We start from the raw sequence: 14508 nt of genomic DNA, 5'->3' as shown, positions 1-14508 counted from the left end.
CAACGGTCCGTTTTATCCGGACGGCCACTTCCGATTGTTTGTGACTGATCACGCTGCATGATTGCCAGCCTGCAAAAGCGAAGCCACCGGCAACAGCGCATTCATGCTGCCGCTGCGATAGCCTTCCGTGTCCAGTGTGACGTACGTGAATCCCGCAGCCTTCACCGCTGCGGTGATCTGCGAAAGCATATCGAGCGATAACGCCTTCACCAATTCACTGCGCTCAATCTCCACGCGTGCCAGCTCACCATGATGGCGCACACGAAGCTGTCGGAACCCAAGCACGAGCAAAGCCTCTTCCGCCTCTTCCACCTGCCGCAGCGCTTCTGCCGTCACAGGCCGCCCATACTCCAGCCGCGAAGACAGACACGCGGATGCAGGGCGATCCCACACTTCCAATCCAAAATGCTGTGCCAGCGCGCGAATCTCCTGCTTCCCCAGCAAAGCATCGGCAAGCGGCGCCACCGCATGATGATTCGCAGCCGCACGCTGACCCGGGCGAAAATCTCCACTGTCATCGCGATTGCGCCCATAGGCAATCGTCGCAATGCCGGTCTCGCTCAACATGCGTTCCATCGTAAGAAAGAGCTCGTCCTTGCAATGAAAGCAACGCGCCCCATCATTGCGCACATACTCCGCACGATCCATCTCGCTGGTCTGCACCACGCGCAAAGGAATCTTATTGTCTTCTGCAAACTTCATTGCAAAAGCAAGATGCGTACGCGGCAGCGAAGGCGAATCGGCAATCACGGCAACCATGCGGTCGCCAAGCACCTGAAACGCCTCCCATGCAAGATAGGCGGAGTCCACGCCGCCGCTATATGCCACGGCAAGCGCGTCGTACTTGCGAAGCTCCTCATGGAGGACATTGCGGTGCTCTTCCAATGTCTGCATATGCCCTCCTTTCAAGAGCTAATAGCTAAAGGCCCTTCGACAGGTCCTTGCGCGATGGGTTGTCCAGTTTTTCCTTCGTGGCCCACAAACCAGCCGAAGGCGTACTGATGTAGAACACTTCCTCGCCATCCGGCATCGTGTTCCAGCCTTCCTTCATCACGGCAGGGTCATAACGCTTCTGCATCTCTTCGCAGTCCGCGTAACCATAGCCAACCTGCTCAATCTCTTCCTTCGTGAGATGACCCGGTGCATACGTGATGTGGAAACGCCCTTCGCTGCTGCCGTGGATCAGATGCGCCACGCCATGCGGAATCTCCTGCATGTCGGCCTCGGTCTTGTACAGCGCCAGCGTACGCGGTGTGCCCTTGTAACCATACTTGCGGATCAGCGCGTCCACTTCCGGCTGTTCGCCAAAGCGCTCCACACCGGGAGCAATGATCAGCAGTTCGCCACCATCGGCAATCGCCATACGCGTACGGTAGACAGCCTTGTTCGCCACCCACGTTGCGCGGAACTCATCCGCCTGCATCACTGCGACAACCTTCTTGATGGGCTTATCGAACAGCGTAATGTTCTGTTCGCGGCTCTGCTTTGCCGCTTGCAGATACGTGTCCAGATCGTCGCCCACAAAGATGCCGCTGGTCACCAGCTTATTGTTCGCATCGCGCTGCATCACAATCTGCAGATACACATCGGGAAGGTTCTGCAGGTGCTCGTTCTCGCTCCAGTTGTAGCAGGCGCGCAACGGCGTAATCAGGCAGCCAAGATTGTTCTCAATGCCATACACCGCCGCCGCAATGTGCGACGCGCAGATGGTGTCCTTGCCGCCCAGGCCGATGTAGTAGTTCTTGTTATGGTTCGCGAAGCCAAGCACTTCATGCGGCACCACGTGGCCCACGTTGATGATCAGGTCCCATTGCTCGTCGATGAGCTTGCTGTTCAGATCAACAGGAATATCCCAATCCGCCGCGCCATCGGTAGTGTCCTTCACCATCGCAGCAGGAATGTTTGCAACCTTGGTCACGCCGTTGCGCCAGTCATGCGGAAAGATACGGTCATTCGGAATTGATCCGAACATCCATTTGTTCTCCGCTTCGGTGTGCGGTACATGCTGGCCCAGCGTCGGGATCACTTCCACATGCGCATCGGGTAGCGCGTTGTAGAGGTATTCCGTGATCCAGCCAGCGCCGGAGTGCGCGCGGGTCAGATCGGGTGGCAGCAGCAGGACGCGCTTCAGGTCCTTGTTGATGCGTGTGCGCGCTTCACTCAGAAGGCGGTCGCAGGCTTCCTTGATCTGTGTGTCCGAGACGTGCGGTGCTTGTACGGTAAACCAGGCCACGATGTTCTTCCTTCAGCGGCGAATGCCGCCCTTCCAAACTGATTGAGAAGGCCCGGTAAAGCCGAGCCACTGCAAAAACGAATCTTTCTTCAGCAATACGAAATGCCGAAGAAGGAGGTTCCCTCTACCCCAGGAACAGATGCTTGATGTGACGGTCGAAAAGGTTCGTGGTCACATTACGAGCCACAACTTCCTCGTTTGTCTCCAGCGCATCAATGTAGCGATTGCCCATTTTCGCTGCCACTTTGAAGCCAACATGCAGAAGCTGGCGAAAATTCGGATCGTACTGCGGGTCCTTCTCGTCATGCCGCAGTGCGCGTACATACTGCTCGCTCGTCCACGCGTTCACGGCATCCGGCTTCGGCAGCTTCGGCATATCAATGTCGATCACAGTGGCATACGGAGCGCAGAGTTCTTCCGCATGCGCAAATGCTTCTGCGTACACTTCTTTTGCAAGAGCCAGAGCATCGCCGCCTGCTTCCGCAAGCCCGATCAATTCTTCCAGCCATGTGGTGCCGGCAGTCTTCACGTGAACGCCCGCGCCGGTATCCTTCAGTGCCTTGCGAATCGGTTCGTAGATGCTGAATTTGTCTGAGCCGGAGTGAACGCTCAGCTTCAGGTTCGCAGGCAGGCCATAGGCCTTCACCGCATACGCAATGGTGGCAATGTCTTCGCGGAATTCCTTTTCAAACTGCGCCACATTGCCCACGTAATCCACGCCCTTGTTGAAGCGGCCCGTGAACTTCGGTGCAATCGTCTGAATCGGCAGCTTCTCATCCGCAATCGCGGCCAGGATAATCAACAACTCCGGCGGCGTCTGTGGATTGTCCGTTTCATCCATCGAGATTTCCGCGACGAAATCCTCAGAGCCCTTCTCCGCTACGACTGCCTTGTAGATAGCAGCAGCTTCCTGCACAGCAGCAAGAAAGGTCTTCGCAGTCTTCTCAACGAATCCCTTATCCAGCGAGAACGGCTTCTCAATGCCCGGAATGGTGATCTCGCCAATCAGTTCCGGATGGCGCTCCACAAACTGCGCAATCTCGTTCTCATCGCTCTTCTGGCCAATGTTGTCTGCCACATCCAGCGTGAAGAAATCGCACGGCGCAACGAAACGCTCATAGGTCTTCAGGTTGATATGGTCCGCATCCGCGAAGTAGGGCTTCGTCCATCCCAGTTCCTTCACGGCAACGTCAATTGCAGCGCGCGTCTGGCTGGGTTCCGAACCAATGATCAGGTGCTCGCGGTTCGACTTGTTCCACACGGGCGTAATGTCTGCACCGGCCTCAGCAGCCATGATGCATGCCTGCAACTGTGCCTTTGCCTGATGCGCGAAGCGGTCGCCCATACCGAGCGAAAATTTAGGGAGCTGCATTGGGATACCTCCTTGGCTACTCAGCTTTCCAAGCTGTCAGCTCTTGTTGTCGGCGCGTATGCTGTCTGCGCTTTGTTCCGAAAAAGGTGCACGTGTCATGACGAAAGGCCAATGGCCAATCGTTAAGTTTGTTACTGATTCACACCACTGGCCAGGAATCCACCATCCACCACAATCGTGTGTCCATTGGTGAAGCTGGCAGAGTCGCTTGCCAGATAAATCGCCGCACCCACAAGCTCTTCCGTCTTGCCAAAGCGATCCATCGGGCAACGCATACGCAGTTCCTGTCCGCGCGGTGAACCGTCCAGCAACGCTGCGTTCAGTTCCGTGCGGAAGACGCCCGGTGCAATACCGTTGATCGTCAGGCCATGCTTTGACCACTCCACCGCCAGCGAGCGTGTCAGCGAAAGCACCGCGGCCTTGCTGGCGGCATAGCCCGCCACTTCGTTCAGAGCCACAAAGCTGTTCAGCGAAGCAATGTTGATAATGCGGCCATACTTCTGCTCGATCATCTGCTTGCCAAACACCTGGCAACTACGCAGCATCCCGGTCAGGTTGGTGTCCATAATCTGCTGCCACTCGGCTTCCGGATACGTCAGCGTGGGTTGCCGCTTGATGATGCCAGCGGAGTTAATCAGGATGTCGACCTTGCCAAACTCCTTCAGCACAGCAGCCAGCAGAGCTTCAATCTGTGCGCGGTCGGTCTGATCGCACGTCTGTCGCACAGTCTTGCGGCCCAGCGCTTCAATCTCTGCGGCAACCTCATTCACCTGCTCTGCGCGGCGACCGGTGCTCACCACATCCGCACCAGCCTGTGCCAGACCAATTGCCATGGCGCGGCCAATGCCGCTCGTTCCACCAATTACGACCGCCACGCGGCCCTCAAGACTCAAAGGATGTTTCATGCTTCCAACCTCTCGTGTGTAACGGGAACATCCGCTCGGCGCAGGCCGGGCGCAAAAATCTGCAGGCACACAAACGCAACCATGTAGATGGAGCCCGCAAGGATAAACAGTGTGTTGTAGCTGCCGGTCAGCTGCAAAATGCGGCCCGCGGAGACGGACAGCAGCGTTCCAAGCACCGAACCCACCATCCCTGCCAAACCAACCACGGAACCAACAACGCTGTTCGGGAAAACGTCAGAGGCACAGGTGTACACATTCGCGCTCCAACCCTGGTGACCAGCAGTTGCCAGGCTCAACAGCGCCACGGCCGTCCACATGTCATTCACATGATGGATGTACAGCATCGGCAACGAGAACAGGGCGCAGAAGAACATCGTGCCGTAGCGTGCCTTCGCGCCATGCAGTCCAAAGCGTTCAAACAGCGCTGGCAGCCACCCACCCAGGATGCCGCCCACAGTCGATGTCAGGTACACCACCATGATGGGCAAACCAAGGTTCTTCAGGTCCACGTGAAAGCGGCTATCCAGATAGCCCGGAATCCAGAACAGATAAAACCACCAGATGGGGTCCGTCAGGCCCTTGCCCAGCACAATGCCCCATGTCTGGCGATAGGTCAGCAGCTTCAGCCACGGAATGTTCGCCGCATCCATCTGCGCGGCGTTTTCTTCGTAAATGTGGCGCAGCTCTTCACCCGTCAGCGTCGGGTGATCTTTGGGCTTGCGATAGTAGACGGACCACCAGATGATCCACGGCAAACCAACCAATCCCGTGAAGAGAAATGCGGCATGCCAGCCGTAATGAATGGTGATCCACGGAATCGTCAGCGGGCAGATGATCGCGCCCGCCGTCGCACCTGCATTGAAGATGCCGGTGGCCAGCGAACGTTCGCTGCGCGGAAACCAATCGGCAACCGTCTTGATCGCAGCAGGGAAATTACCAGACTCTCCCAGGCCAAGCGCCACACGCGCAATGCCGAAGCCCGTAACCGTGCTGACAAAAGCATGCGCCAGCGCGGCCAGGCTCCACACTGCCATCACAATGCTGTAGCCCAGTCGCGTTCCCACCTTGTCAATCAGGCGTCCCACACCCAGCAGCCCAATGGCATACGCCACCTGGAACATGGCGATCACGTTGCCATACCCCTCTTCGCTCAGTCCAATACTGTGCTGGAGCGTGGGTTTAAGAATGCTGAGGACCTGCCGGTCCATATAGTTGATGGTGGTTGCCACAAACAGCATGGCGCAGATTGTCCAGCGGACATTCCCCACGTGCGTCCGGCGTTGGCCGGGCGACAGGTCTGCAGTCGGTTCCAAGGGGCTCACTCGCGCTCCGAAAAAGGGCGTTCAGGTATGCCGGACAAGCTTACAGCCAATGGCGTACCGTTGGCACGCCCTTCATAAAAACGCTTCGATAAAGATAGCAGGCCGTAAGTGGTCTGACCACTCTGTATGTGTACGCCTGCCAAAGAGCGGCTGTCAAACGTTTTGAACACATTCGGCTTCCCAATGCTCCGTTCTGTGTGCAGAATGGGGTCTGACCATGTCAAACGCCGTTTCCCGTCCCCCAGCCGCCGACCGCCAGATCGCCATGCGAGTGGTGGAACGCATCCGCGAGGCGCTGCAGGACGGCACCTGGAAACCCGGCGACAAGCTGCCACCCGAACGCGAGTTTGCCACTACCCTCGGCATCAGCCGTTCCAGCCTCCGCTCCGGCCTGGGCTATCTCGCGGCAATGGGGCTGCTGCAGGTGCGGCATGGCGTAGGCGCGTTCATCTCAGAGTCGCCAACGCAGTTCGGCGCAGCCTCGCTGCCATTTCTCGATGCCCTGCACGGATACGACATGCACCAGCTCTTTGAAGCACGACGCATCCTTGAGGGACACATCGCCTCTCTGGCCGCGGAACGCACCACCGAACGCCACCTGCAACAGATGGCAGAAGAGCTGGAAGAGATGGAAGCCTCCATCGACCAGCCGCAGGAGTACCTCATCCATGATGTGCGTTTTCATCGCATCGTGGCCCAGGCCGCAGGCAATTCCATTCTGGCGGCCATCATGGAAAGCCTCACCGGGGCGCTGTACGAGGTGCGTCATTCCGCCACCGAGCAGATTGCGGATCTGGCCGTCACCACAAAATTCCATCGTGACATTTATCGAGCCATTCGCAGCGGCAACCCACGGACTTCGCGTGCTGCCATGGAAAAGCATCTGACCAGCGCAGAAGCCGACGACGAAAAACCTCCCAGGTCAAGGAATCGCCACCCGGCAAAATCCAAAACAGGCACCGCAGCTTCACGCAGCTAACCTGCGCATCGCGCAACACGCGATCCTACGATCAAAGATCGTCCCAGCGAAGCTCCTCCCCTAAAGATCGTCATCCTGAGCGGAGCGCAGCGAAGTCGAAGGACCTGCATTCTTCCCACGCCGCTACGCTTCTGACGGAGAGCACCGCTTCCGAATCCAGCTCCTTACTGTAAACCCCTAAAGATCGTCATCCTGAGCGAAGCGCAGCGAAGTCGAAGGACCTGCATTCTTCTCGCCGCTCTACAATGTTTCGGGAAGCCATGTCCAAAAAAGCCTACATATACATCATGGCCAGCCGAAGTCGCACTTTGTACATCGGCATGACCACAGAACTGGATGGCCGCATCTCTGAACATAAGCTGGGTTTATTTGCAGGCTTCAGCAGGGACTATCGTTGCACCCGCTTGGTGTATTACGAAATCTACGATGGTCCGATGGCTGCCATTACGCGGGAAAAACAACTCAAGGGATGGCGGCGCGAGAAGAAACTCGCTCTTATTGAATCGTTGAATCCAACGTGGCTCGATCTCGCGGAAAACCTGGGAAAACCGGTGCAGCCTTATAAATGGAAGCGTGAAGAGTTGATTGCACTCCATGAGGCATTGCAGAGGGCACAACAGAATGCAGGTCCTTCGACTTCGCTGCGCTACGCTCAGGATGACGATAGATAGAAAGCAGATAAAAGGGCCCGGATTAACCGGGCCCTGCAACAGCAACAAAACCCTACAGCCGGTAAGCCTTCTTCACCAGGTTCACTGTCAGGTCCTGCGCCAGCTCAAACGCTTCATCTTCTTCAATCCGATGTTCCGCCACCAGCCGCGCCAGGAACGCGCAGTCAATGCGGCGAGCCACATCGTGCCGCGCCGGAATACTCAGGAACGCGCGCGTGTCGTCGTTGAAACCCACCGTGTTGTAGAAGCCTGCGGTTTCCGTGGCCGTTTCGCGGAAACGCATCATGCCTTCGGGGCTATCGTGGAACCACCACGGCGGTCCCAGTCTTAGCGCGGGATAGTGCCCGGCCAGCGGCGCCAGCTCGCGGCTGAAGGCTGTCTCATCCAGCGTGAACAGAATCACCGTCAGGTTCGGCTCATTGCCGAAGAGGTCCAGCATCGGCTGCAATGCATGCACGTAGTCGGTGGCGGTGGGAATGTCCGCGCCCATGTCACGGCCAAACTTCTCGAAGACTACCTGGTTGTGGTTGCGCATACTGCCGGGATGGATCTGCATCACCAGGCCATCTTCCACACTCATGCGCGCCATCTCCGTCAGCATCTGCGCACGGAAAACTTCTTCATCATCCTCATCCGCTTCGCCGCTCAGAATCACATCGAAAAGCTGCGCGCACTCTTCCGGCTCAAGGTCGGCAGTCCGTGCCGTCGGATGCCCATGATCCGTAGCCGTTGCCCCCAGCGACTGGAAGAACGCACGGCGATTGCGCAGCGCATTCAGATAACCTTCCCACGTCTCCGTGTTCTCGCCGGTAATCTCGCCCAGCCTGGCAATGTTCTCGCGGAAGCCAGCAAACTCCGGATCGACAACCGAATCCGGACGGAACGTGGGAACAATACGCCCCTTCCAGTCGCCCTTGCGCAGCGCTTGAATATCGGTCAGCGGATCAATCGCAGAATCGGTTGTAGCCAGCACATCAATCTTGAAGCTCTCAAACAACGCACGCGGACGGAACTCCGGTGTCTGCAGCTTCTCTGCAATCGTGTCGTAATACAGGTCCGCAGTCTTCGGCGACAGGCGTTCCGTCATGCCAAAGTGTTCCTGAAACGCATAGTCCAGCCACAGACGCGAAGGCGTTCCGCGAAACAGGTAGTAGTGGTCCGCGAAGATCTTCCACACCTTGCGCGGATTCTCAATGACCGCCTTGCCAATCTCCAGGTCTTCCAGCTTCACGCCCTGGCTGTACAGCATCCGATGGACATAATGATCCGGCTGGATGAACAGCTTCGCTGGGTCAGGGAAGGCCTCGTTCGTGGCAAACCATCCGGCCTGCGTATGTCCGTGCGGACTTACGATCGGCAGGTTGCGCACAGTCGCAAACAGGCGTTGCGCAATGGAGCGAGTGGTCGGGTCGGCCGGAAAAAGGCGGTCATCGTGCAGCAGGGACATCGTAGAGGTCCTCCTGGAATTTTCGCGGCGGCAGGCACGCCATCCCGCGGGCCATACCATCATCCTCCCAAAAACGTTTCGATACAAACTCCCAGCCTTTTCCGCGAAACGATAGTGGATCATGGAGTCATGCCTGCCCATCAGGAAGCCGTCGTCCGCCAGCAACTTCGCACCCTGTTTGACACTGCTGTAGCGGCCGCCAACCCTCACATCGTCGTCGCGCGTTCCCTCCCCGAACCACCCAAAGGCCGCTGTATCGTCGTAGGAGCAGGCAAAGCCTCGGCTGCGATGGCCGCAGCCGTCGAGGAGGCATGGCCCACCGTCCCCATGCAAGGCGTCGTGGTCACGCGCTACGGCCACGCAGTTCCCACGCGCCACATCCGCATCGTGGAAGCGTCGCACCCCGTACCGGACGCAGCCGGGATGCGCGCCGCAGAAGACATCCTCGCCGCCGTCCAGAATCTCTCGCCCGACGACCTCGTTCTGGCGCTCATCTCCGGTGGCGGATCGGCCTTGCTGACGCTGCCCGTCGACGGCATTTCCCTCGCAGACAAGCAGGCGGTCAACGCGGCGCTGCTGGCATCCGGCGCTCCCATCCACGCCATGAACACCGTGCGCAAGGCGCTCTCGCGCATCAAGGGCGGCAAACTGGCCCAGGCCGCGGCACCTGCCCGCGTGGTCACGCTCGTCATCAGCGACGTCCCCGGCGACGACCCGGCCATCATTGCCTCCGGCCCCACCGTCCCCTCCGCCACCACCGCTGCCGACGCGCTGCGCATCCTCCGCGAATACAACATGGAAGTCCCGGCCAGCGTCCTGCGCGTACTGGAATCGCAGAGCGAAGAAGCCCCCGCAAAGTTTGAAGCAGACGTCCGCATGATCGCCTCCCCGCTTCAAGCCTTGGAGGCTGCCGCTGCCAAAGCGCGGGAATTTGGCTGGAATCCATTGATCCTGGGCGACGCCCTTGAAGGCGAGAGTGCGCAACTCGGCACGGTAATGGCAGGCATCGCCACGTCCGTACGCCACTACGGGCATCCCATCGCCAAACCCGCGGTGCTGCTCTCCGGCGGCGAAACCACGGTGACGCTGGGCCGCGAAAAGCCCGGCCGCGGCGGCAGAAACACTGAGTTCCTGCTCTCGCTGGCCATCGCCCTGAAAGGCGCACCCGGCACCTACGCTATCGCAGGCGACACGGACGGCATCGACGGATCAGACGATGCCGCAGGCGCCATCGTGACCCCCGCCACGCTCACCCGCGCGAAGGAGGCATCGACCACGGCGGCGGATTTTCTACGCCGTCATGACAGCTATTCCTTCTTCGCCACCCTCCACGATCTGGTCATCACCGGCCCCACCCTGACCAACGTGAACGATGTCCGCGCGGTGCTTATCCTCTGAAACTGGCTGGTCTGACCTCCTGAACCATTTGATTCGATTCAGAGGTTTTGTCGACAAAACAACCACATTTCTCCGGTGCTTCTGCCAGGAGAGGTTTCGCATGGAAGAACCTCGCTAAAAAACGTGAAAAAAGCATGTTTCTTTTCTTCATTTCGGTGTGATATAAGTCCCGCCGTCGAAGAGAGCACCGTTTATTTGCACTGAAAGCCTCCTGCGCTGCCGTGGGAGAGGTGCATCGGGCGGCGTTCCAGCGGCGAAAAAATATCGCGGATTTTGAATCGTCTCAGGGCGTAACCCAACCATCCGCGCAAACGTTGTCATAGTGCTGCAAACGGAGAGGCCAACATCACCATGCATGGACCACACAAAAACATAGGACCCCGCGTCCCCGCACCGGACTCCGGCACGACGGAAGAGTCCACCTTGAATCTCATCTCCCACAAAGCCATTCTGCGTACCTTCCGTCGCAGCGCATTCGCCTTTATGCTGGCGGCGGCACCCGTTGCCGTGCTTTCCGTGGGCGCACCCTCCGCATGGGGCCAGGCATCTGCATCCACAGACGCTGCCGGTACCGTTTCGGACGCGACCGGTGCAAAAATTCCCGGAGCCACCATCCATCTCATCAACAACGGCACCAAGGCCGAAAGAACCACCAAGTCGAACAGCGCCGGCGACTGGTCCATTCCCAACATTCCGCCGTCGAACTACAGCATCCGCGTGGAGAAAGACGGCTTCAAGACTTCCGTCATCCCGTCGCTGGACATCCAGATCGGCCAGACGGCCAATGGTTCTGTAACGCTGGCGATTGGCGGCACCAGCGAAACGGTTGAGGTCACCACGCTTCCGCCGCAGCTCCAGACGCAGGAAGCCACCGTCGGCCAGGTTATCGATCAGAAGCAGATCAACGACCTTCCGCTGAACGGCCGTAACGTGTTGCAGCTCGCCACACTGGCCCCGGGTGTTTCGCCCGCGCAGACCGGCCAGACCGGCGCACCCGCCCAGACGGGTTCGCGTTCGCTGTACATCACGGTCGACGGCGGTCGTGGCAACTCGACAAACTACGTGCTCGACGGCACATATGTCCGTTCCGTGCGATTCAACAACATGTCGCTGCAGCCCAACACGGACACCCTGCAGGAGTTCAACCTGCTGCGTTCCACCTTCTCCACGGAGTACGGACAGGGCCAGGCGGTCGTCTCCATGGTGACCAAGTCCGGTACCAACAAGATTCATGGCTCGGCTTATGAGTTTGCTCGTAACGCCGTGTTTGATGCGCGCGCATACTTCGCGCCGGCTTACACCACGGTCAACGGCGCACAGCAGTTCAACCCCAAGCCGGACTTCTACCGTCATCAGTTCGGCGGCACAATCGGCTTCCCCGTCATCAAGGACAAACTCTTCATCTTTGGTGGATACGAAGGCCAGCGGTCACAGCGCCAGACAGTGAACACGGCACTCTTTCCCACGCAGAGTGAACTCGCCGGTAACTGGACCAGCGTTAGCACGGCCCTGCCAGGCTCCACTGGACCCACCGGCGGCTACAGTGGCGTCGTGGGGGGCAAGGTTGGATACTCCGCCAGCAATCCCACGGGATTCGCCGTAACCAACAGGGTCGCCCAGGTACTGAACCCCACCTATCCCGTCCTGAACAGCGATGCTTTGACGGTCAATGGCAATTCCAATTACTCGCTTGTGCTGCCATTCCAGGACAACTACGACCAGTACACTGTCCGCGGCGACGTGACGTGGAGTCAGAAGCATTCCATGTTCGGCCGTTACGTTAACTTCGATTCCAACCAGCTCAGCCCCACGGCAACGGGAAGCTCCACCTCGAACCCGCTGCTTGGTCGCAACGCGGTTCTCGGCGATACGTATCTCATCACCTCCAAACTCGTGAATGAAGTCCGTATCGGCTGGAACGAGTTTTACAACATCACGCTGGGTGTTCTGCAAAGCGCAGGCCCCAACGGCAACTGGGCTTCTGCTGAAGGCCTCACAAATGTGACCGCGCTTTCCTCCCCCCGCCAGAATGGTCGCGCAGCCTTTGCCATCAATGGATATGCGTCCGTGGGTGACGGTTCGGGCGATCAGGGTGGTCACGAAAACGTCATCAGTGTGGGCGATACACTCTCTGACGTTCTCGGCAAGCACACGCTGAAGATCGGCTTCCAGTTCCAGAACCGCCGTCTCTGGCAGATCGCCGATAACCAGTCACGTGGCGCAGCCACCTTCGACAACTGCACACCGGCAACCTATGCTGCGGGGTACCAGCCAACCGGACCGGATGATCCCAATAACGTGACTTCTGTCGGCAATTGCTCCCTTGGCAGCAAGAGCTACACGCTGAATGGAACCACGTACTTCTACAATAAGTTCCAGAACTACGCGCGTGGCATGTGCACCTCGGGTTGCAACGGCAATGCCGGTACCACCCTCGGACATTACCGCGATAACACCTACGGTGCCTTCGTCAGCGATACCTGGACCCTCACGCGTAAGCTGACGGCTAACCTGGGTCTCCGCTGGGAATACAACCAGCCCTTCCATGAGCAGAACCAGTTGGAAGGTTCACTGGATCCCGGAACTGGCAAGATCACCTTCACCAAGATCCCGTCGGTGATCCCGGCAGCGTATCTGCCGTACATTGACACCACCCGTACCTACCAGCCGGGCATCATTAACCCATTCAAGAAGGGCTTCATGCCTCGCGTCGGTCTGGCATATGAAGCACGCCCCGGAACTGTGGTGCGCGCTGGCTACGGTATTTACTTCGACAACCTGAACACGAACGAACTGCAGTTCACTCGGTATGCCGCTCCGCTGTATTACCAGCAGTCCTTCAACAACGTCTTCACCAATCAGCTTTATCCGGATCCCACAACGTCGACCGTTCTTCCGGCGCCGTTCTCCATCTTCCCGACCAACAAGCAGCCGCTCACACAGGAGTGGAATGTCAGCCTGCAGCAGGATCTGGGCCACGGCGTAATGCTGGAAATGGCATACACCGGCAGCAACTCCCACCACATGTGGAAGCGCTACGACCAGAACATGTACATCCAGTATCCGTACGCGATTCCCACCAACCTCACGGTACGTCCGTTCCCGCAGTTTGGCGCCGGTATCCTTACCAGCTCCACTCTTGGTTCGGCCAACTTCAACGGCGGCTCCATCAAGATTGAGCAGCGCACCAAGCACGGTCTCTATTACCTGGGCAGCTACCAGTGGTCGAAGAACCTGGATAACATCTCCGGTGAAGCGGGTGCAAACGATTCGTCGTACGCAACCACCACCTCCTTCGATCACTCCTACTCGAACTTTGACACGCGTAACCGCGCGGTCATCTCGGGTGGATATGAACTGCCCTTCGGCAAGGGCAAGGCCTTCCTGCAGGGTAAGGTCGGCAATGCCATCCTGGGTGGATGGAGTCTCCAGCCTGCGGTGCAGCTCCGCACGGGCTATCCTTTCAACGTCTCCGGTTCAGGTTGCTCGTTTGCCAACTACATTGGCTGCCGCGTCTTCCTGGCACCGGGCCGTTCGGTGGCAAGCTCCTACAAGGGAAGCGATCGTGGCATCAGCAATTGGTTTGATCCCACGGCGTTCTCGCAATCGCCCACAGCGGCAACGTTCACTGGTACGCCCGGCAACTACGTATCTCTTGCTCGCCCCATCCCGAACCTTCAGGGCTGGGTAACCCGTAACGTGGGCCGCGGTCCAGGAACTGCCGCGTTCGACTTTTCTGGCATCAAGAACTTCGCCATTACTCAGCGATTCAGGATGCAGATTCGCGCCGAAGCCTACAACATCCTGAACCACCCCATCTTCTCCAACCCGTCAGGTGCCCTCGGCAGCCCAACGGCAGTGGGCAAGATCACGGGCACCTCTGCTGACCAGCGCAGCCTGCAGTTCGCGGCCAAGCTGTTGTTCTAAACATCCACGTCATAAACACTCCCCGGGGCTTGGCAGAAAATCTGTCAAGCCCCTTTTCTTATAACTCTTTCCAAATCAATAGAATGCGGGTGGCATGTTTCCTGTTCCGGATGCTTACAATGAAGGAGTAGCCCCTTTGCGAACGCATGAACCGGCCCACTTTTACATGTAAATCCAATGGAATGACGATTTTGCCCGTAACCCCAATGGGAAGACGATTTTACGCCCACCCTCCGGTGTAAGCCGTTTCGAAT

Annotated in this window: 10 protein-coding genes; 4 read left to right on the top strand and 6 right to left on the bottom strand. The window is 58.3% G+C overall.

What is annotated here, in order from left to right; translation table 11 throughout:
• Window positions 1-48: 48 nt before the first annotated feature.
• The 5 genes from larE to AB6729_RS10765 form a co-directional block, all read right to left on the bottom strand.
• Window positions 49-894, bottom strand: coding sequence for an ATP-dependent sacrificial sulfur transferase LarE (gene larE / locus AB6729_RS10785; protein ID WP_371081621.1), 846 nt, complete (start codon window positions 892-894; stop codon window positions 49-51).
• 25 nt (window positions 895-919) lie between these two features.
• On the bottom strand, window positions 920-2233 hold the full coding sequence (locus AB6729_RS10780; protein WP_371081620.1) for a lactate racemase domain-containing protein: 1314 nt from the start codon (window positions 2231-2233) through the stop codon (window positions 920-922).
• Window positions 2234-2357: 124 nt separating this feature from the next.
• Complete coding sequence (locus AB6729_RS10775) at window positions 2358-3605, bottom strand: tagaturonate epimerase family protein (protein WP_371081619.1); 1248 nt, start codon at window positions 3603-3605, stop codon at window positions 2358-2360.
• Between the two features lie 131 nt (window positions 3606-3736).
• Entirely contained in the window at window positions 3737-4510 is a 774-nt protein-coding gene (locus AB6729_RS10770; RefSeq protein WP_371081618.1) for an SDR family NAD(P)-dependent oxidoreductase, read from the bottom strand.
• Window positions 4507-5832, bottom strand: coding sequence for an MFS transporter (locus AB6729_RS10765; RefSeq protein WP_371081617.1), 1326 nt, complete (start codon window positions 5830-5832; stop codon window positions 4507-4509). The genes AB6729_RS10770 and AB6729_RS10765 overlap by 4 nt, the downstream gene beginning before the upstream one ends.
• 217 nt (window positions 5833-6049) lie before the next feature.
• On the opposite strand from AB6729_RS10765, the gene AB6729_RS10760 reads away from it, so the two are divergent.
• Both AB6729_RS10760 and AB6729_RS10755 read left to right on the top strand, forming a co-directional pair.
• Window positions 6050-6811: a FadR/GntR family transcriptional regulator gene (locus AB6729_RS10760; protein WP_371081616.1), complete on the top strand. Its 762-nt coding sequence runs from the start codon at window positions 6050-6052 to the stop codon at window positions 6809-6811.
• A gap of 245 nt (window positions 6812-7056) precedes the next feature.
• Window positions 7057-7482: a GIY-YIG nuclease family protein gene (locus AB6729_RS10755; RefSeq protein ID WP_371081615.1), complete on the top strand. Its 426-nt coding sequence runs from the start codon at window positions 7057-7059 to the stop codon at window positions 7480-7482.
• 52 nt (window positions 7483-7534) lie between these two features.
• Here AB6729_RS10755 and uxaC read toward each other — a convergent pair whose 3' ends face one another.
• A complete protein-coding gene (gene uxaC / locus AB6729_RS10750) occupies window positions 7535-8929 on the bottom strand; it encodes a glucuronate isomerase (RefSeq protein ID WP_371081614.1) in 1395 nt (464 codons plus the stop codon).
• 129 nt (window positions 8930-9058) lie between these two features.
• Between uxaC and AB6729_RS10745 the strand changes: the two genes are divergently transcribed.
• Complete coding sequence (locus AB6729_RS10745) at window positions 9059-10327, top strand: glycerate kinase (RefSeq protein WP_371081613.1); 1269 nt, start codon at window positions 9059-9061, stop codon at window positions 10325-10327.
• A 423-nt stretch (window positions 10328-10750) separates the two neighbouring features.
• On the top strand, window positions 10751-14254 hold the full coding sequence (locus AB6729_RS10740; RefSeq protein ID WP_371081612.1) for a TonB-dependent receptor domain-containing protein: 3504 nt from the start codon (window positions 10751-10753) through the stop codon (window positions 14252-14254).
• The last annotated feature ends 254 nt before the right edge of the window (window positions 14255-14508 follow it).

This window comes from Terriglobus sp. RCC_193 (assembly GCF_041355105.1).
Taxonomy (GTDB): Bacteria; Acidobacteriota; Terriglobia; order Terriglobales; family Acidobacteriaceae; genus Terriglobus.
The sequence above is the reverse complement of the archived record's forward strand: the minus strand, read 5'-3'. Positions and strand labels throughout refer to the sequence as shown.

Bases quoted from the DNA above. Each gene is read 5' to 3' on its own strand.
- larE (WP_371081621.1), bottom strand. From the start codon at position 894: ATGCAGACATTGGAAGAGCACCGCAATGTCCTCCATGAGGAGCTTCGC.
- AB6729_RS10775 (WP_371081619.1), bottom strand. From the start codon at position 3,605: ATGCAGCTCCCTAAATTTTCGCTCGGTATGGGCGACCGCTTCGCGCAT.
- AB6729_RS10770 (WP_371081618.1), bottom strand. From the start codon at position 4,510: ATGAAACATCCTTTGAGTCTTGAGGGCCGCGTGGCGGTCGTAATTGGT.
- AB6729_RS10760 (WP_371081616.1), top strand. From the start codon at position 6,050: ATGTCAAACGCCGTTTCCCGTCCCCCAGCCGCCGACCGCCAGATCGCC.
- AB6729_RS10755 (WP_371081615.1), top strand. From the start codon at position 7,057: ATGTTTCGGGAAGCCATGTCCAAAAAAGCCTACATATACATCATGGCC.
- uxaC (WP_371081614.1), bottom strand. From the start codon at position 8,929: ATGTCCCTGCTGCACGATGACCGCCTTTTTCCGGCCGACCCGACCACT.
- AB6729_RS10745 (WP_371081613.1), top strand. From the start codon at position 9,059: ATGCCTGCCCATCAGGAAGCCGTCGTCCGCCAGCAACTTCGCACCCTG.